The sequence below is a fragment of the Burkholderia sp. BCC1985 genome (genome assembly GCF_905339915.1).
GTDB lineage: Bacteria > Pseudomonadota > Gammaproteobacteria > Burkholderiales > Burkholderiaceae > Burkholderia.
Map to the genome: position 1 here is coordinate 59,350 of NZ_CAJPGY010000013.1, position 18,425 is coordinate 77,774.

The window sequence follows — 18,425 nt, forward strand, 5'->3', positions numbered from 1 at the left end:
TGGTCGGTCAATGCTCGGTGACCGCCGCCGGCCGCCACGCGTGCCCGCGCAGCGGCGGACATGACGCGACGGCCGGCGATCCGGCACCGTGCCGCCGTACCGCCCCCGCCCGATGCGGGACGCACGCGGCACGGCGGCGGCGGCGCATCAGTAGCGGTAGTGGTTCGGCTTGAACGGGCCGTCCTTCTGCACGCCGATGTACGCAGCCTGCTCGTCCGACAGCACGGACAGGTTCGCGCCGATGCGCGCGAGGTGCAGGCGCGCGACCTTTTCGTCGAGATGCTTCGGCAGCACGTACACCTTGTTCTCGTACTCGTTGCCGCGCACGAACAGCTCGATCTGCGCGAGCGTCTGGTTCGCGAACGAGTTCGACATCACGAACGACGGGTGGCCGGTCGCGCAGCCGAGGTTCACGAGGCGGCCTTCGGCCAGCAGGATCACGCGCTTGCCGTCCGGGAAGATGATGTGGTCGACCTGCGGCTTGATGTTTTCCCACTGGTACTGGCGGGTCGACGCGACATCGATTTCCGAGTCGAAGTGGCCGATGTTGCAGACGATCGCGTTGTGGCGCATCGCCTTCATGTGATCGTGGTTGATCACGTGGTAGTTGCCGGTCGCCGTCACGAAGATGTCGGCCTTGTCGGCCGCGTATTCCATCGTCACGACGCGGTAGCCTTCCATCGCCGCCTGCAGCGCGCAGATCGGGTCGATTTCGGTGACCCACACGGTCGCGCCCAGGCCGCGCAGCGACTGCGCGCAGCCCTTGCCCACGTCGCCGTAACCCGCGACGACCGCGACCTTGCCCGCGATCATCACGTCGGTCGCGCGCTTGATGCCGTCGACGAGCGATTCGCGGCAGCCGTACAGGTTGTCGAACTTCGACTTCGTGACCGAGTCGTTCACGTTGAACGCCGGGAACGGCAGGCGGCCGTCCTTTTCCATCTGGTACAGGCGGTGCACGCCGGTCGTGGTTTCCTCGGTCACGCCCTTGATGTGCGCGAGGCGCGTCGAGTACCAGGTCGGGTCCGCGTCGAGGTGCTTCGCGATCGACTTGTACAGCGCGACTTCTTCCTCGTTGGTCGGCTTCGCGATCACCGAACGGTCCTTCTCGGCCTTCGAGCCGAGGATCAGCAGCAGCGTTGCATCGCCGCCGTCGTCCAGGATCATGTTCGCGAATTCGCCGTTCGGCCATTCGAAGATGCGGTGCGAGAACTCCCAGTATTCGTCGAGCGACTCGCCCTTGAACGCGAACACCGGCGTGCCGGCTTCGACGATCGCCGCTGCAGCGTGGTCCTGCGTCGAGAAGATGTTGCACGACGCCCAGCGCACGTCCGCGCCGAGCGCCTTCAGCGTCTCGATCAGCACGCCGGTCTGGATCGTCATGTGCAGCGAACCGGCGATGCGCGCGCCCTTCAGCGGCTGCTGCGCCTTGTATTCGTCGCGGATCTGCACGAGGCCCGGCATTTCGGTCTCGGCGATGTTCAGTTCCTTGCGGCCCCAGCCGGCAAGCGCCATGTCGGCGACGATGTAATCCTTGGAAGCCTGGGAATCGATAATGGCGTTCATCACGCCCTCCTTTCTAAAAAAGTTCTAGAAATTGGTGACGTGAGCGCCGTTCAGGAAGCGGGGCCGGTGCAAATATCGCCGCACGGCTGCTTGGTGAAGCTTTCCGAGCCTGGCGGACGCAGGATGGTCCGTCGCAACGCTCCTCGGAAAACGGGAGGGATTGTAGCAAATCGGCGCGGGAAATGCGCGCCGCGCGCGGCATCGGCGCGCGTGGGCGCAATGAAAGGGGTCAGTTCTCCGCGCCGACCCACGCCTGTTCGCGCAACCGCGCGCGCAGGCGCGCGACGGCCTGGCTGTGCAGCTGGCACACGCGCGACTCGCTGACCTCGAGCACCGCGCCGATCTCGCGCAGGTTCAGCCCGCGCTCGTAGTACAGCGACATCAGCAGCTTCTCGCGCTCGGGCAGCCGGTCGATCGCGTCGACGAGCGCCTCGCGCAGGTGGTCGTCGAGCAGCGCCGACAGCGGATCGGCATGATCGACGCGATAGCGGTCGAGGAACGGCTCGTCGTCGGCCGCGCGGTCGAAATCCTCGTAATAGATGAGCTGGCTGCCGTGCAGGTCCTGCAGCATCCCCTGGTATTCGTCGAGCGGCATCTTCAGGTGCTGCGCGATCTCGGTCTCGCTCGCCGAGCGGCCGAGCTGCTGCTCGACCTGGTGCACCGCGTGCTCGACCTCGCGCGACGTCTTGCGCAGGCTGCGCGGCAGCCAGTCGTTGCTGCGCAGCTCGTCGAGCATCGCGCCGCGGATGCGCTGGGTCGCGTAGGTCTCGAACTGCGCGCCCTGGTCTTCCTTGTAGCGGCCGGCCGCGTCCATCAGGCCGATCATGCCGGCCTGGATCAGGTCGTCGAGGTCGACGCTCGCCGGCATCTTCGCGACGAGCTGCAGCCCCAGGCGCCGCACGAGCGGCGCGTATTGCGCGAGCACGTCGGCCTGGGTCATCTTTCCCTGAGCGTTGTACATCATGGCTCTCTCCTTGCGGTGGCGCTCACGCGGCGTGCGCCGCACCCGCCTCGTAAGACGGCTTGCCGCCCGCATGCACGGCGCGCCCCGCGCCCGTGCCCGGGCGCATCGGCCAGTACAGCAGGTCGGCGGCAATCTGCCGGTAATCGCGCGCGGCGGCCGACGACGGAAACGCGTCGACCGCGGTATGCATCAGGTCGCGCGCATGCTCGACGAGCGGATCGGCGTTCACGCAGCCGGCGTCGGCGATCGACACCGTCAGGTAGCGGCTCGCGACGCCCGCGAGGTTGTCGAATGCGGTCCTCGCGTCGGCGTGGCTGCCGACGTGATTGGTCAGCACGCGGAACTGCGCGACCGCGTGCGCGAAGTGCAGCCGCTTCATGCACGCGTACGCCTCGGTGATCGCCTGCGCGGCGACCCGCGTGACGATCAGCACGTCGTGCGCCTCGCGCGCGAGCGCGGAGAACCCGCCGTCGGCGCCGAGCTGCGCGTCGACCAGCACGATGTCGGCCTGGCCGTCGACGAAGTCGCTCAGTTCCGTATCGTCGTAGCCGTCGCGTGCGAGCCGCGCGGCCGCGCACAGGCCGAAGCCGGTGGCGACGCGCGTGCGTTCGCCGTCGCGCAGCCACGCGCCCGCGAGCGTCGCCGTGGCCGAGTGCACGTCGGCGCGCTCGTCGACGACGAGCACGTCCTTGCCGAGCGCGGTCAGCGCCGCCGCGAGGTTCACGACGGTGGACGTGCAGCCGACGCCCGCCGGCCCGCCCGTCACCGCGACGATGCGCGACGCGCGCCCGGCCAGCAGGCGCCGCAGCCCTTCGGCCTGATCGATGATCCGTTTATCCAAATCGCACCTCGTGCAGCTCGGCGGTGGAACGTGCGGTCAGTGCGGACAGCAGCGTCGGCATGTCTTCGTCTTGCGGCACGAAGGGCGAGCCGTCGCGCGGCACACAGAACGCGCTCTTCAGCAGGAATTTGGTCGACGCGACGTACAGGTTCTCCGGCACCTTCTGGCCGGTCGACACGTAGTGGACCGGCAGCTTGTAGCGGATCACCGTGTCGAGCACGCCGCCGAGGTGGGTCGCCTCGTCGAGCTTGGTCAGGATGCAGCCGGCGAGATCGGGATGTGCCGCGTGCGGATGGTCGGCCGCGCTGCGGTAGGCCTGGACGACCTCGTTGAGCGTGTCGCCGTGGCTCGTCGCGTTGAGCAGCAGCAGGCGCTGCACCGGCGCGTTCGCACCGTGCAGCATCGCGATCTGGTCGGACAGCGCGCGGTCGCGCTGGCTCATGCCGATCGTGTCGATCAGCACGATGTGCTTGTTGCGCAGCTCGGACAGCGCGAGCTCGAGATCGCCCGCATCCTTCACCGCATGCACGGGGACGCCGAGGATCTTGCCGAAGATGCGCAGCTGCTCGTGGCCGCCGATCCGGTAGCTGTCGGTGGTCAGCAGCGCGACCTTGCTCGCGCCGAAGCGCATCACGCAGCGCGCGGCGAGCTTCGCGGTGGTCGTCGTCTTGCCGACGCCGGTCGGCCCCATCAGCGCGAATACGCCGCCGCGCTCCATCAGCGCGTCTTCGCTGCCGAGCACCGGCAGGTTCGCCGCGAGTACCGACTGCGCCCAGTCGGCGGCCTGCTCGAAGGTCTGCGCGCCGTCGCCGGACGGCAGGTTGTCGACCAGCATGCGCACCAGCTGCGCGGAGAAGCCGGCCGAGAACAGGTGCCGGGTCAGCGCGCCGTGCACCGGGCTGCGGCGCTGGCGGTCATGCCACATCAGGCTGTCGAACTGCGCTTCCATCATCCCGCGCATCGCGCCGAGCTCGTGCATCACCGTGTCGTTGACGATGCTCTCGACGCGCGCCTTCACCGCGTCGGCCACCGCGGCGGCAGCCTCGGCGGACAGGCGCGTGCGTTCGGCCGGCTTCACGGCGCCCGTTTCGCCCTGGCGGGCCGTCGCAGCGGCGGCCGGCGGCATCCGGCGCTCGGCGTCGCGCACGATGTCGCGCGCCCAGGCGGCCGGCGTCGCGGGTGCAGCGTCCTGCTGCGTGCGGGCCGGCGCTTGCGGGGCGGCCTGTGCGCGGGCGATCAGCGCTTCGCGCTGCTGGGTCAGGCGTTTCGCGTGCTCGACGAGCCACGGCGCGGGTTCGGACGCTGCCGCCGGCGTGCCGGCAGCGGCGATCGGCGCAACGGGCGCAACCGGCGCAGCCGATGCCGCGGCCATTGCGTGCGCGTCGGCATCCGCGTCGAAGGCGGTCGGTTCCGCGGCCGGCTCCGTCGCTTCGGCGCGCGCGCCGAACACCGAGGAAAACACGTCCGGGAGCCCGCCCTCGCCTGCCGCATACGGATTGACGGCCGGGCGCGCGAGCCCGGCACCCGGGCGCGACACGATGCCCGGCACGGCTGCGGCCGGCACGGATTCCGGCGTGCGCGGCGGAAGGCTGCGCGCCCGGGCCGCGGCCGGCGGCGCGACCGCGGCGAGATCCGAATCGGCGAGCGCGACGATTTCGACACTGCCATCATCGAGCGTGCGGTTCGACAGCACGACGGCGTCGGCACCCAGTGCCTCGCGCACGAGGCGGAGCGCGTCGCGGCTGGTCGCGCCGGTGAATTTGCGAATGTTCAAGCGGAACCCCCGATGACGTTAACGACTTTGATCGTGCGCGTGTCCGGCACTTCGGCATACGACAGCACTTTCAGTTGCGGCAGGCTGCGGCGCAGGAAACGCGCGAGCATCGCGCGCAGCGCATGCTGCACCAGCAGCACGGGCGGCAGCCCGAGATTCTGTTGACGCAGCATCGCTTGCTGCGTGCCGGTCAGAAGGTTGTGCGCGAGGCCGGGTTCGAGGCCCGGGTTCGCGCCGGTGGCGAGCGCCTGCGACAGCACGCGCTCGAGATTCGAATCGAGGCCCATCACCTGCATCTCGCCCGCGCCCGGATACCACTGCTGCGTGATCGCCCGGCCGAGCGACAGCCGCACCGCGGCGGTGATCTCGTACGCGTCGCCGCGGCCCGCGTGTTCGGACACGGCCTCGAGGATCGTGCGCATGTCGCGGATCGGCACGCCTTCCTCGAGCAGGTTCTGCAGCACTTTCTGCAGCGTCGTCAGCGAGATCGTCTTCGGCACGAGGTCCTCGACGAGCGACGGCGCATCCTTGCCGGTGCGCTCGACGAGCGACTGCACTTCCTGGCGGCCGAGCAGCTCGGCCGCGTGCTGCACGACCAGATGGTTCAGGTGGGTCGCGACGACCGTGCTCGCATCGACGACCGTGTAGCCGTACACCTGCGCCTGCTCGCGCATCGCGACGTCGATCCACACGGCCGGCAACCCGAACGCCGGGTCCTGCGTCGTGGCGCCCGGCAGCGCGGCCGTTACCTGGCCCGGGTTGATCGCGAGCCACTGGCCCGGGAACACTTCGCCCGTGCCGATCTCGACGCCCTTCAGCGCGATCCGGTATGCGTTCGGCCGCAGCTCGAGGTTGTCGCGGATGTGGATCACCGGCGGCAGGAAGCCGATTTCCTGCGCGAATTTCTTGCGGATGCTCTTGATGCGCTTGAGCAGCTCGCCGTCGCTGTTCTTGTCGACGAGCGGGATCAGCCGGTAGCCGACTTCGAGGCCGAGCGGATCGATCAGCTGCACGTCGTCCCAGGTCGCCTCGTGGCTGTCGCCCGGCAGCGCGGCGGGCGGTGCGATCTCGGTCACGTCGCCGGCCGCCACGCGGGCCGCCGCGCGACGCGTCTGCGTGCGGGCCAGCCAGATCGCGCCGCCGCCGAGCGCGAGGAACGCGACGTGCGGCATGCCCGGGATCAGCCCCATCAGCACGATGATCGCGCCGGTGATGTTGAGCACGCGCGGGTTGGTGAACAGCTGGCCGGTGATCTGCGTGCCGATGTCCTCGTCGGTCGCGACGCGCGACACGATCACGCCGGCAGCGGTCGAGATCACGAGCGACGGGATCTGCGCGACGAGGCCGTCGCCGATCGTCAGCAGCGTGTAGTTGGTGCCGGCCGCGGCGAAGCTCATGTCGTGCTGCACCATCCCGACGATCAGCCCGCCGATCACGTTGATCGCCATGATGATCAGGCCCGCGATCGCGTCGCCGCGCACGAACTTCGACGCGCCGTCCATCGACCCGTAGAACTCGGCTTCCTGCGACACGGCGAGGCGGCGCTTGCGGGCCTGCTCCTCGTTGATGAGGCCGGCGTTCAGGTCGGCGTCGATCGCCATCTGCTTGCCGGGCATCGCGTCGAGCGTGAAGCGCGCGGACACTTCGGCGATCCGCCCCGCGCCCTTCGTGATCACCATGAAGTTGATGATCATCAGGATCACGAACACGACGATGCCGACCGCGAAGTTGCCGCCGACGAGGAAGTGACCGAACGCCTCGATCACCTGGCCGGCCGCGTCGGGGCCGGTGTGGCCTTCGAGCAGCACGACGCGCGTCGACGCGACGTTCAGCGACAGCCGCAACAGCGTCGAGAACAGCAGCACGCTCGGGAACGCCGCGAAGTCGAGCGGCTTCATCGTGTACATGCTGACGAGCAGCACCATCACCGACAGCGCGATGTTGAACGTGAACAGCAGATCCAGCAGCAGCGGCGGCAGCGGCAGGATCATCATCCCCAGGATCATGCAGATGAGGATCGGGCCCGCGAGCGCGCGCAGGTTGGTGCCCGCGAACGGGTTCGGGCGTTTGGCGAACAGGCCGGTGGTCGGGGTGCTCATGCTGCGTTCCCTTGCTTGCCGAGCGTGTCTTCGGCTTCTTCACGCTCGTCGTCGGCGGCGACCGACGACCCCTTGTCGAGGTCGGCCGGCACGTCGAGATCGACCGGCGCGGCCGGGAAGGCGCCGCCTTCCGAGCGGAAACGCTTGAGCTGGTAGACCCACGCGAGCACTTCGGCGACAGCCGAGTACAGCGAGCCGGGAATCTCGCGTTCGAGTTCGACGTTGTGATACAGCGCACGCGCGAGCGGCGGCGCCTCGAGCAGCGGCACGTTGTGTTCGGCCGCGAGTTCGCGGATGCGCGCGGCGACGAGGTTCACGCCCTTCGCGACGACCTTCGGCGCACGCATCTCGCCGTCCGTGTACTGCAGCGCGACGGCGAAGTGCGTCGGGTTCGTGACGACCACGTCGGCCTTCGGCACGGCGGCCATCATCCGGCGCCGCGCGATCGCGCGCTGCTGCTGGCGGATGCGGCCCTTCACGTGCGGATCGCCTTCGTTCTCGCGATGCTCGCGCTTCACTTCTTCCTTCGTCATGCGCAACTTCTTGTTGTACTGCCAGAGTTGGTAAGGCACATCGAGCGCGGCGACCACCAGCATCCCGGCGACCGTCGTGCCGCAGCACACGGCGACCAGATGCAGCGCATCGGCGAGCGCCGAGCCGAGCGGCTGGGTCGCGAGACCGAGCAGCTCGTCCTTGCTGCGCCAGATCGCGATCCCGCCGATCCCGCCGACGACGAGCGTCTTCGCGAGCGACATTCCGAGCTGGATCGGCCCCTGGATCGAGAACATCCGGCCCATGCCCGAGATCGGGTTCAGGCGGTCGAACTTCAGCTCGAAGGTCTTCTGCGAGATCAGCCAGCCGCCGAGCGCCATTGGCGCGAGCAGCGCGGCGAGGCCGGTGAGCGCCAGGATCGGCAGCAGCGCGGCGAGACCCTCGAGGCTCGCGCTGCCGGCCGCCGACAGCATCCGGTGCGTGTCGAACGCGGTCGCGCGATCGAACGCGAACGCACCGCGCAGCATCGCCTGGAGGTGGGCGCCCGACGGACCCGCGAGCAGCCACGCGCCGTAGAACCCGGCCGCGAGCAGCGCGAACGAAGCCAGCTCGCGCGAACGCGCGACCTGCCCCTCCTCGCGCGCCTTCTCGCGGCGCCTCGGAGTGGCGGCTTCGGTTCTGTCGAGATCGCTCTCGTCTGCCACGGGGCCTCCAGTCGGGTACGGCGAAATGCCGTTCTCCAGTGACACCGATTATTCATGCGCCCGTCAAACGCCGATCGGTCGAGCAAAGCCGGGAAAGGGGGGTATTTCGAGGAATCGGGCGAGCGGGGGCGGCGGAGAGCCGGCGGACAGCCGGCGGGCAGCCGGCGGGCGGGTGCGGCGCGCGGGGAGACGATGGAAACCGCGTTCGCGGGCACGGCGGCGCGGCGGCGCGGTGGCGCGGTGGCGCGGTGGCGCGGTGGCGCGGTGGCGTGGTGACGTGGTGACGTGGTGACGTGGCGATGTGGTGATGTGGATGAAGGTGTGAAGCGGCGAAGCGGCGAAGCGGCGAAGCGGGGAAACGGGGAAACGGGGAAACGGGGAAACGGGGAAGCGTGGGATCTGCCAAGCAGCGAAGCAAGGCAGCCGTGAAGCGATCGTCGGCCCGCCCCGACACGACGGCGTCGCGCGTCGCGCGTCGGGGCGGGCGGCGCTCAGATCGCCGGAATCGGATCCGAGCCGAAACGATTCGGGCCGTTGGTGCCGCGCGAGCACATCCATACGAGCAGCAGAATCCCGCCGACGAGCGGAATGAGCGCGATCAGCAGGAACCAGCCCGAGCGGCCCGTATCGTGCAGGCGGCGGACGGTGACCGCGAGGCTCGGCAGCACCAGCGCGAGCGACACGACGGCCGCGACGATCATCAGCAGCAGCGAGATCGCGCTCGTGTCGCGCCCCACCATGGTGATCGCCTGGCAGAGGATCGACACGACGCTCGTGAGCAACGCGAAATACCAGTATTCCGCGCGGCGCGCGCGGCCCTCGAATTTCGCGTATTGATTGAGTGCGGCACGAACGGCTTCACTGAAACTCATCTTATTGCCCTCATGTTTTATATCGACGACCTCGGAAACAACGCGGGCATTATAAGTTTGAATTTCTTCGCATCGCATCTCCTTTCGCATGTTGACCGTCTCTCACGCCGTCTTTCGCATTACTGGAGCGGCCGCAGCGGCGGCGTGCCGTATCGCCAACGCGCATGTCACGTCATTTTTATAATCGCGGCGACCTGACATAAATAGCGGCAAGATAATCCACGACTTGATTACACCAGCGTGAAACGCATCTCGATCGATAATCGAAACGTTCGTTCTGCGCTGATTGACCGACCGGCCGGGAATATCGCCGGACGTCGCGCGCGCACGTCGAAAACGGCACGTCCCGGCCGGCGTTCGCTAGCCGGCCGCCGCCTGCTGCAACGCGCCGAGATCGAGCTTTTTCATCTTCATCACCTGCGCCATCACGCGTTCGGCGCGTGCCGGGTCGCCCGCCATCAGTTCGGGCATCTGCACCGGCACCACCTGCCACGACACGCCGAAGCGGTCGCGCAGCCAGCCGCACTGCTGCGCGCGCTCGTCGCCGCCTTCGGCCAGGGCCGCCCAGTAGCGGTCGATCTCCTGCTGGTCGCGGCAGTTGACGACGAACGACACGGCCGGTGTGAGCGGGAACGCCGGGCCGCCGTTCAGCGCAAGAAACGCCTGCCCGTCCAGTTCGAACGACACCGTCATCACCGCGCCCTCCGCCTGCCCCGACGCCTGCGCGCCGGACTTGCCGTAACGGGCGACGTGCAGGATGCGCGCGTCGTCGAACACCGACACGTAGAAGCGTGCGGCCGCCTCGGCGTCGTGGTCGAACCACAGAAACGGCGTGATGCGTTGGATACGCTGGCTCATGGCGCTGTCTCCTCGATGTCGTGCCGGCACCGGTGCCGGTCTTATATCGTAGGCGCTGGCGCGGCGTTCCCCGGGAATCCGCGACGAACCTAAAAAAAAGGGGGCGATCGCTCGCCCCCTTCCTGCTGCTGCCGTCCGTGCGCGATCAGAACGCGACGTAAGGCTGCGCGCCGCCGGTCGCGGTCCGGTCCATCCCGAAGTAGATCGTCTTGCCGTAGAAGTGCGGCATGCCGAGATCGAGCCAGCCGGCCGCGCCGAACGGGCCGGCGATGTCGTTGAACGCGAACGTCGACGCATTCGCGAACAGCAAATCGGCGTTCGCGACGGGCATCGACACGCCGCCCGACTTCCCGTTCTGGCCGGTCAGCGTCGCCGTATAGGTGGTCGTCGACGACGGGCAGTAGAACTGCGTGTTGGTCGTACAGGCCTTCTGCGCCGAATCGTTGAAGAAGTACGCGTTCGAGCCCGTATCGAAGAACGCGGTCACGTTGCCGCCGAGGAACGTCGCACTCACGTCGCCCGTCGTCGTCGACGTCAGCACCGTCGACGCCCCCAGCGCATTGTTGCCCTGCGTGCCGATCCCGAACGTCAGCAGGCCCGTCGCGCTGCCCTGCCCGCTGCTCGAGATGTTCGGCATCTGCACGATCACGCCGTTGTTGTCGGTCGCGAAGCGATGGACCGGGTTGGCCACCTGCTGCGCGACCGGCACCAGCGCCACGGCGCAGCTCGCATTGCCGTTCGGGCACGCGTAGTAGTTGTTGGACGTCGCCGACGTCGACGTCGCGCAGCTCGTGCCGCAATCGACCGGCGCCGGCCCGATGCCGAGGATGCCGTTCGCGCCGAGGTCGCTCGCCGTGTTGGCCGACGTCCTGGCGCCGTTGTTCGAGCACGAGCTCGGCACGTTGGTCGTGCCGAGATCGCCGATGATCTGCACCGGCAGCGAACCCGCCTGCTCGGTACCGATCGACAGGTCGACGGTACGCACCGAGCCCCACGTGAAGCTCGACACGAACTTGCCGCACTCGGCGACCGGCGCGCCGCCGCTCGTCGTCTGCGGCAGGTTGTTCAACACGCCCGACGACAGCGCGCTGCTGACGAGCCGCAGCCCGTACGACGCGGTGTCGACGAGCACGTTGTTGACCACCTGGCAGTTCGTCGTGCCCGGCACGCAGATCTTCACGTTGACGGTCGGGATGTTGATCACGTGGGCGACGCCGGTGCCGACCGTGATCACGGCCGTGTTCGCGGTATTGCCGTCCGATACGTTGGAGCCATTGCCGCCGCCGCTGCCGCCGCCGTTGTCATCGCCGCCGCCGCAGGCGGTCACGAGCATGGCCGTCACGGCCGCGACGCTCAGCAGCCCGAGCCAGCGCCTGAAGGTACGAGGAATTCTCAAGATCGCTCTCCCGCTGTCACTGGATGTCGTTGCCGGTCAGCCCGGCAGGCAGCGCCGCCGGCAGCCATGCCTGGCCCGCGAAGGCGCCCATGTGGCCGCCCGTGCGGATCACGAGGCCGCTCGTGTCGACGGACACGGGCGCGCGCCAGCCGCGCGCCGCATGCGCCGCCTGGACGCCGGCGGTGTACTGCGGGAAATAGCTGCCGAGCAGCGACTCGAGATCCGGCATGCTCGGCCCGCGCCAGGCGAGGCCGAACACGGTGCCGGCCGCGCTCGCGTATTCGTGGATGACGGTGCCCGATCCGAGCGTGATCTCGCGGACGGTGTAGGCGGCCGCGCTCGCCTGCGCGCCGTCGGCGGAGCGCATCGCGCGCTGCAGCGCGCGCACCGTGGCGGCGTGATCGTCCGCCGGCGGCGACATCGGTGCGCCGCCCAGTTCGGCCTGTGCGTGGACGGCCCACAGCACACCCATTGCAGCCGTCGCGTGCGCGGCGGCCCAGCCCAAGCGTTTCAGCTTCACGTTCCCCCCCAAAGGGACTGGCTTCGTTGCCGGCGGTGCCGCCATCAGGCACGGCGCCGCGGGCCAACAAATCAAAGTCTTAAGAATGACGCTTCGTTGCTGCTGATGCGTAGTATGCCTGCGGAGTGTGTCGGAGTGTCAAATCAACGATGCATGACGCGGCGCAGCATGACGAGCGGCACGACCCGCGCGCGGGGGGCTCGGCGGGAGAGGCAGGGTGAAAGCCCCGCACACCGGGCGCTCCGCGAACGGAAGCGGCCCGGTGGCGTGCGGTGCGGCACGGTCAGAAGCCGAGACTCGCGAGCAGGTCGTCGACCTGCGCCTGGTCCTGCACGACGTCGGACTTGCCTTCCGGTGCGATCTGCGGCCCGTTCAGCAGCGACTCGGGGCTGCCGGTCGCGCTGATCTGCTCGGCCGCGAGCGCGGCCGCGGTCGCCGCGAACTGCTCGCGCCGCTCGGGCGCGATGTTCTCGACGAGCACGGTGAGCAGCTGCTGCTCGATCAGATAGACCATGTCCATGATCTTCTTGATCACCTGCCCGGTCAGGTCCTGGAAATCCTGCGCAAGCATGATCTCGAGCAGCTGCGCGCTGGTCGCGGACGTCGCTTCGGGCAGCGCGCGCAGGAACGTGCGCGTGTCGTCCATCAGCTCACGCACGTCCGCATGCTCGATCGGCGCCGCGTACCACTGCGCCCAGCGCGCGTCGAGCGCCTCGGCCTCGCTCTGGATGCGCGCCTGCACCGGCTTCGCGACCTCGATCGCGTTCAGCACGCGCTCGGCCGCCTGCTCGGTCATCGTCGCGACGTAGCGCAGCCGGTCGCGTGCATCGGGCACGGCTTCCGCCGCGCGCTCGACATGCTTGTCGAGCCCGAGCTCGCGCATCGAATCGCGCAGCGTGCGCGTGACGTGGCCGATGCGCGCGAGGATCCGGTCGCTCGCGTAATCGGCGCCTTCGGCGTGGCCGTCGGCGCTGAACGCAGCGCCGGCGAGCGCCGCATGGATCGGCTCGTTCACGTCAGCTCCCGGCCTTGGCCATCTTGTCGATGATCTTGTTCAGCTTCTCGTCGAGCGTCGCGGCCGTGAACGGTTTCACGACGTAGCCGCTCGCGCCGGCCTGCGCGGCCGCGATGATGTTCTCCTTCTTCGACTCGGCCGTGACCATCAGCACCGGCAGATGCGTGAGCGTCGCGTCCGCGCGGATTTCCTTCAGCATCGCGAGGCCGTCGAGGTTCGGCATGTTCCAGTCCGAGATCACGAAGTCGAAGCCGCCGCCGCGCAAGCGCGCGAGGCCGGCCGCGCCGTCCTCGGCTTCGTCGACGTTCGTGTAGCCCAGTTCCTTGAGCAGGTTGCGGACGATCCTGCGCATCGTCGGGAAATCGTCCACCACCAGGATTTTCATGCTCTTGTCCATCGTCGTTCCTTTGCAGATTCGTTACCGTCGGGGCCCGCGGCTTCGCACGCGCCCCGTGACATTTCATTCAGACGCGTTGCACGCGGTCACCCATCGTCGCCAGCCGCGCCATCACGCGCCGGCTCATCTCGGCAAGCGGCGCGACCTCGTCCGCGCCGCCGAGCGCGATCGCCTCGCGCGGCATCCCGAACACGATGCAGCTCGCCTCGTCCTGCGCGAACGTGTGGGCGCCCGCGCGCTTCATGTCCAGCAGGCCGGCCGCGCCGTCGCGCCCCATCCCCGTGAGGATCACGCCGATCGCGTTCTTGCCCGCGTGCTGCGCCGCCGAGCGGAACAGCACGTCGACCGACGGCCGGTGGCGGTTCACCGGCGGCTCGTCGGACAGCTGCGCGATGTAGTTCGCGCCGCTGCGCGCGAGCAGCAGGTGCGCATGGCCCGGCGCGATGTACGCATGGCCCGGCAGCACGCGCTCGCCGTGCTCGGCTTCCTTCACCGCGATCCGGCACAGGCCGTTCAGCCGCTGCGCGAACGACTTCGTGAAGCCGGGCGGCATGTGCTGCGCGATCAGCACCGCCGGCGCATCCGGCGGCAGCGGCGTCAGCACCTCGCGGATCGCCTCGGTGCCGCCCGTCGACGCGCCGATGATGATCAGCTTCTCGGTACTGACGAGCGGATTGTTGATCATCGGCGCGGCCGGCTGGCCGCTCGCGGTGCGCGCGGCGGCCGCCTGCGGCTGCGGTGCCTGGCGCACGCGGGCGCGCGACGCCGCGCGGATCTTGTCGGCGAGCTTTTCCGCGTAGTCGAGCATGCCGTCGCGGATCCCGACGCGCGGCTTCGTGACGAAATCCACCGCGCCGAGTTCGAGCGCGCGCAGCGTGATCTCGGAGCCGCGCTCGGTCAGCGACGACACCATCACGACCGGCATCGGCCGCAGGCGCATCAGCTTCTCGAGGAAGTCGAGGCCGTCCATGCGCGGCATTTCGACGTCCAGCGTCAGGACGTCCGGGTTGTGCTGCTTGATGAGCTCGCGCGCGACGAGCGGATCGGGCGCGGTCGCGCACACCGTCATGTCGGGCTGGCTGTTGATGATCTCCGTCATCAGGCTGCGGATCAGCGCCGAATCGTCGACGCACAACACTTTGATCTTCTGCACTGCGGTCATGCCTCCTGCTTTCTCGAATGGTTGGCCGCGTACGGGCTGCCGGCGTTCGGGCTGGTGGCCTTCGCGTTCGCCGGCTGTGCGCCCGCGCCGCCGCGTGCGCCGAACAGCTCGATGCGCGGGCGCGCCGGCGGCGGCGCGGCCGGGCGCTTCGCCGCGAACAGCTCGACGTGCGCGCGCGTCCGGGCGGCGTGCACGCGGTCGGCCTCGCGCGCCAGCGCGGCTTCGCGCTCGGTCACGCCCGGCACCTGCAGCCGCAGCTTCTTCACCATCGCGCGCCCGCTGCGCGGCATGAACGCGACCTTGCGCGGGTGCACGCCCTGCAGGTCCTCCGCGGTGATGCGGATGCGCTCGAGCGCGAGATAGCGGCGCACGAAATCCGCGTTGCGGTCGCCGATGTTGATGGTCGTCATCCCTGCCAGCACGGCCGCGCCGCCGAACACCTTCGCCTCGAGGCGCTCGCGGCGCCCGCCGGCCTTGATCAGTTCGTTCATCAGCACTTCCATCGCATACGCGCCGTAGCGCATCGACTCCGATGCGGCCGCGCCGGCGTCAGCGCCGTCGTCGGGCAGCATGAAGTGATTCATTCCGCCGATGCCCGCGATCGGGTCGTGCAGGCACGCGGCGACGCACGAGCCGAGCACGGTCATCAGCACCATGTCCTCGGACGTCGTGTAGAACTCGTTCGGCAGCAGCTTCACGCCGGGGCGTTCGAAGTGGTTGTCGAAGTAACGATTGGTGGCGATCGGCAGCGCGCTCATCCGCGTTCTCCGTAAGCGGGCGCGACGCCCGCGGCACGCGCATGGGCGCGCGGCGGCGCCGCCGCGGCCGGCGCCGCGCCGCGCGGGCGCAGGCCCGGCGCGGCATCGTGCCCCAAGGGCACTTCCTTCGGGGCGCGCGTCAGCTCGTACACCGTCTGCCCGCGCAGCCGGAACGCCTGCGAGACGTAGGTGAAATTCTCCGAATGCCCGGCGAACAGCAGCCCGCCCGGTTTCACGAGCGGCTCGAAGCGCGACAGCACCTGCCCCTGCGTCGGCTTGTCGAAATAGATCATCACGTTGCGGCAGAAGATCGCGTCGAACGGCTTCGCGATCCCGTAGTCGGCATCGGTCAGGTTCAGCTGCTCGAAGCGGATCATCGCGCGCAGCTCCGGGCGCACCTTCACGCGGCCGGCCTGCGCGCCGGTGCCCTTCAGGAAGAAGCGCTTGAGCCGCTCCGGGCTCAGGTGCTTGACCTGGTCGTACGTATAGATGCCGGCCTCGGCCTTCGCGAGCACCTGCGTGTCGAGGTCGGTCGCGAGGATCGATGCGCCGCGCGCGGCCGATTCGCCGAGCGCCTCGATCAGCGTAATCGCGATCGAATAGGGCTCCTCGCCGGTCGACGCCGCCGAGCACCACACCGACACGGGCGCCGCGCGCCCCTTCACGAAGTCGGCCAGGATCGGGAAATGGTGCGACTCGCGGAAGAACGCGGTCAGGTTCGTCGTCAGCGCGTTGGTGAACGCCTCCCACTCGAGCGGATCGTCCTCCTGCTCGAGCAGGTCGAGGTAGTCGCGGAACGTGTCGAGGCCGCGGGCGCGCAGCCGGCGCGCGAGCCGGCTGTACGCCATGTCGCGCTTGTGCTCGGACAGCGAGATGCCCGCGCGTTGATGAATCAGCGCGCGGATGCGTGCGAAATCCGCGCCGGTGAACGCGAAGTCGCGCCCCGGCTCGCCCGCGCGGGGCGAGGCATCCGGTGCATCGGGTCGAAACGGTGCGCGCGCGGACGGCATGGCTTAGAAGGTCTCCCAGTCGTCATCGGACGTGCCGGCCGCGGCCAGCGCCGGCTTCTCGCTGCTCAGCGCCGGACGCACGAGCGCGGGCTTGTCGGCCGGCTTGTGCGCCGGTGCGGCGGCCGCCTTCGCGAGACGCGGGCCGTAGCCGCCCGCGGCCGGCGCTTCCTTCGCCGCGCGTGCGGCGGCGTCCGGCGCACGCTTCGTTTCGTGGCTCGCGGCCGGTGCCGATGCATGTGACGTATGCGACGCGGGCGCAGGCGACGCGCGGCGCGCCGGCTGAGCGGCCGCCTGCGGTGCCGGCAATGCGGCCGGCGCGGTTTCATGGCGGCGTTCCGACGGCGACGCCAGCGCCGGTGCCGCTGCGTGCGCGGCCGGGCGTGCGGCGCCGCGCGCCGGCGCGAGCGCGATGCCGCCCGCGACGCGCCACGCCGACACGACCGCCTTCATCTGGCGCGTCTGCTCCTCGAGCGACGCGGCGGCGGCCGCGGCCTGCTCGACGAGCGCCGCGTTCTGCTGCGTGACGGAATCCATCTGGCCGACCGCGCGATTGACCTGCTCGATGCCGGTCGACTGCTCGTCCGACGCGGCGCTGATCTCGCCCATGATGTCGGTCACGCGGCGCACGGCCTGCACGATCTCGTCCATCGTCGAGCCGGCCCGCGCGACGAGCGCCGACCCGCTGTCGACCTTCTCGGCCGAATCGCCGATCAGTTGCTTGATTTCCTTCGCGGCGCTCGCGCTGCGCTGCGCGAGCGAGCGCACTTCGCCCGCAACCACCGCGAAGCCGCGGCCCTGCTCGCCGGCGCGCGCGGCTTCGACCGCCGCGTTCAGCGCGAGGATGTTGGTCTGGAATGCGATGCCTTCGATCGTGCCGATGATGTCGACGACCTTGCCCGAGCTGGCCGCGATGTCCTGCATCGTCGACACGACCTGGCCGACCACCTCGCCGCCGTGCGTCGCGATGTCGGACGCGTTCACAGCAAGCTGGCTCGCCTGCCGCGCGTTCTCCGCGTTCTGCCGCACGGTGCCGGTGAGCTGCTCCATGCTCGATGCGGTTTCCTGCAGCGACGCGGCCTGCTCCTCGGTGCGCTGCGACAGGTCGGTGTTGCCGGTCGAGATCTCGCGCGCGCCGACGTCGATCGATTCGGTGCCGCGATGCACGGCCTGCACCATCGCCGTCACGGCGTCCTGCATCCGCTTGATGCCGCCGAACAGGCGGCCGATCTCGTTGTTGCTGAACACGTTCACCGGCTGCGTGAGGTCGCCGCCGGCGATCCGCTCGAAGTGCGCGATCGCGTCCTCGAGCGGCTTCACGATCAGCCCGCGCAGCACGAAGCGGATCGCGATCACGACGACGAACGCGATCGCGATGCCGGCCGCGATCAGGCCGATCATCAGCGAGATCTGCGACTGCGTCGCGGTCTGGCGTTCCTCCGCGCGCTTCTGCAGCGACGCGACCACGGCCGATGCCGCCTGGTCGTACGCGACGAACATCGGGCTGATCTTCGTGTCGGCGACCGCGTGATACGCGGCCATGTCGCCCGCGCGCGCCGCCGCGAATTCCGGCTCGACGCCTTCCTTCACGATCGTCGCGTAGCGTGCGGAGAGCTCGTCGACGAGCGCCTGCTCGATGCCGAGCTTCGGCGTGGCCTGGAACGCCTGCCAGTTCTGGTTCGACTTCGCGTACAGCTCCTGCGCGCGGTCGAGCACCTTGCCCGCGTCGGCCGTGTTGCCGGCTTCGGTCAGCGAGCGGAAGCGGTCGAGCGACACGCGCGCGCGCAGCAGGTACGACGACGTGTCGTCGAGCGTGTGGATCGCCGGCAGGTCGACGTGCGCAATCTCGTCGAGCGAGCGGCTCGCGTGATTCAGCGCGTACAGGCCGAGCCCGCCGACGGCTGCGGCCAGCGCCACGAGGATGAGTCCGACCGCCGTGAGCGTCGTGCGGATCGACCAGTTATGCAACATTGCAGATTCTCCCGAAATTGCTGCGCGCG

Annotated in this window: 16 protein-coding genes and 1 riboswitch; all 16 genes read right to left on the reverse strand. The window is 69.2% G+C overall.

The window, feature by feature from the left end; genetic code table 11:
- Positions 1 to 147: 147 nt before the first annotated feature.
- Complete coding sequence (gene ahcY / locus U4Z31_RS15535) at positions 148 to 1,566, reverse strand: adenosylhomocysteinase (protein ID WP_124486873.1); 1,419 nt, start codon at positions 1,564 to 1,566, stop codon at positions 148 to 150.
- A gap of 34 nt (positions 1,567 to 1,600) precedes the next feature.
- A riboswitch (S-adenosyl-L-homocysteine riboswitch) is annotated at positions 1,601 to 1,717 on the reverse strand.
- 78 nt (positions 1,718 to 1,795) lie between these two features.
- A complete protein-coding gene (locus tag U4Z31_RS15540; RefSeq protein WP_044846366.1) occupies positions 1,796 to 2,530 on the reverse strand; it encodes an RNA polymerase sigma factor FliA in 735 nt (244 codons plus the stop codon).
- 22 nt (positions 2,531 to 2,552) lie between these two features.
- Entirely contained in the window at positions 2,553 to 3,371 is an 819-nt protein-coding gene (locus U4Z31_RS15545) for a MinD/ParA family protein (RefSeq protein ID WP_321810739.1), read from the reverse strand.
- Entirely contained in the window at positions 3,364 to 5,145 is a 1,782-nt protein-coding gene (gene flhF / locus U4Z31_RS15550) for a flagellar biosynthesis protein FlhF (protein WP_321810740.1), read from the reverse strand. The genes U4Z31_RS15545 and flhF overlap by 8 nt, the downstream gene beginning before the upstream one ends.
- Complete coding sequence (gene flhA / locus U4Z31_RS15555) at positions 5,142 to 7,244, reverse strand: flagellar biosynthesis protein FlhA (RefSeq protein ID WP_044846369.1); 2,103 nt, start codon at positions 7,242 to 7,244, stop codon at positions 5,142 to 5,144. Before flhA ends, flhF begins: the two co-directional genes overlap by 4 nt.
- On the reverse strand, positions 7,241 to 8,440 hold the full coding sequence (flhB, locus tag U4Z31_RS15560) for a flagellar biosynthesis protein FlhB (RefSeq protein ID WP_321810741.1): 1,200 nt from the start codon (positions 8,438 to 8,440) through the stop codon (positions 7,241 to 7,243). Before flhB ends, flhA begins: the two co-directional genes overlap by 4 nt.
- 491 nt (positions 8,441 to 8,931) lie before the next feature.
- Positions 8,932 to 9,312: a DUF805 domain-containing protein gene (locus U4Z31_RS15565; RefSeq protein WP_321810742.1), complete on the reverse strand. Its 381-nt coding sequence runs from the start codon at positions 9,310 to 9,312 to the stop codon at positions 8,932 to 8,934.
- Positions 9,313 to 9,672: 360 nt separating this feature from the next.
- On the reverse strand, positions 9,673 to 10,170 hold the full coding sequence (locus U4Z31_RS15570) for a VOC family protein (RefSeq protein ID WP_044846372.1): 498 nt from the start codon (positions 10,168 to 10,170) through the stop codon (positions 9,673 to 9,675).
- Positions 10,171 to 10,315: 145 nt separating this feature from the next.
- Positions 10,316 to 11,566, reverse strand: coding sequence for a DUF3443 domain-containing protein (locus U4Z31_RS15575; protein ID WP_321810743.1), 1,251 nt, complete (start codon positions 11,564 to 11,566; stop codon positions 10,316 to 10,318).
- Between the two features lie 16 nt (positions 11,567 to 11,582).
- Positions 11,583 to 12,086 (reverse strand): DUF2844 domain-containing protein, encoded by a 504-nt coding sequence (locus U4Z31_RS15580; RefSeq protein WP_124486866.1) that lies wholly within the window; start codon positions 12,084 to 12,086, stop codon positions 11,583 to 11,585.
- A gap of 283 nt (positions 12,087 to 12,369) precedes the next feature.
- Positions 12,370 to 13,101, reverse strand: coding sequence for a protein phosphatase CheZ (cheZ, locus tag U4Z31_RS15585; protein WP_124486865.1), 732 nt, complete (start codon positions 13,099 to 13,101; stop codon positions 12,370 to 12,372).
- A 1-nt stretch (position 13,102) separates the two neighbouring features.
- On the reverse strand, positions 13,103 to 13,498 hold the full coding sequence (cheY, locus tag U4Z31_RS15590) for a chemotaxis response regulator CheY (protein WP_006754880.1): 396 nt from the start codon (positions 13,496 to 13,498) through the stop codon (positions 13,103 to 13,105).
- A gap of 67 nt (positions 13,499 to 13,565) precedes the next feature.
- Positions 13,566 to 14,660, reverse strand: coding sequence for a protein-glutamate methylesterase/protein-glutamine glutaminase (locus U4Z31_RS15595; protein WP_044846376.1), 1,095 nt, complete (start codon positions 14,658 to 14,660; stop codon positions 13,566 to 13,568).
- A complete protein-coding gene (gene cheD / locus U4Z31_RS15600) occupies positions 14,657 to 15,418 on the reverse strand; it encodes a chemoreceptor glutamine deamidase CheD (protein WP_124520477.1) in 762 nt (253 codons plus the stop codon). The genes U4Z31_RS15595 and cheD overlap by 4 nt, the downstream gene beginning before the upstream one ends.
- The gene (locus U4Z31_RS15605) at positions 15,415 to 16,428 is read right to left on the reverse strand and encodes a CheR family methyltransferase (protein WP_321810744.1); all 1,014 of its coding nucleotides are present in this window, start codon (positions 16,426 to 16,428) and stop codon (positions 15,415 to 15,417) included. Before U4Z31_RS15605 ends, cheD begins: the two co-directional genes overlap by 4 nt.
- Before the next feature lie 3 nt (positions 16,429 to 16,431).
- Positions 16,432 to 18,396, reverse strand: coding sequence for a methyl-accepting chemotaxis protein (locus U4Z31_RS15610; protein WP_321810745.1), 1,965 nt, complete (start codon positions 18,394 to 18,396; stop codon positions 16,432 to 16,434).
- Positions 18,397 to 18,425: the final 29 nt, after the last annotated feature.

Bases quoted from the DNA above. Each gene is read 5' to 3' on its own strand.
- ahcY (WP_124486873.1), bottom strand. From the start codon at position 1,566: ATGAACGCCATTATCGATTCCCAGGCTTCCAAGGATTACATCGTCGCC.
- U4Z31_RS15540 (WP_044846366.1), bottom strand. From the start codon at position 2,530: ATGATGTACAACGCTCAGGGAAAGATGACCCAGGCCGACGTGCTCGCG.
- flhA (WP_044846369.1), bottom strand. From the start codon at position 7,244: ATGAGCACCCCGACCACCGGCCTGTTCGCCAAACGCCCGAACCCGTTC.
- U4Z31_RS15565 (WP_321810742.1), bottom strand. From the start codon at position 9,312: ATGAGTTTCAGTGAAGCCGTTCGTGCCGCACTCAATCAATACGCGAAA.
- U4Z31_RS15570 (WP_044846372.1), bottom strand. From the start codon at position 10,170: ATGAGCCAGCGTATCCAACGCATCACGCCGTTTCTGTGGTTCGACCAC.
- cheY (WP_006754880.1), bottom strand. From the start codon at position 13,498: ATGGACAAGAGCATGAAAATCCTGGTGGTGGACGATTTCCCGACGATG.
- U4Z31_RS15595 (WP_044846376.1), bottom strand. From the start codon at position 14,660: ATGACCGCAGTGCAGAAGATCAAAGTGTTGTGCGTCGACGATTCGGCG.
- cheD (WP_124520477.1), bottom strand. From the start codon at position 15,418: ATGAGCGCGCTGCCGATCGCCACCAATCGTTACTTCGACAACCACTTC.
- U4Z31_RS15605 (WP_321810744.1), bottom strand. From the start codon at position 16,428: ATGCCGTCCGCGCGCGCACCGTTTCGACCCGATGCACCGGATGCCTCG.
- U4Z31_RS15610 (WP_321810745.1), bottom strand. From the start codon at position 18,396: ATGTTGCATAACTGGTCGATCCGCACGACGCTCACGGCGGTCGGACTC.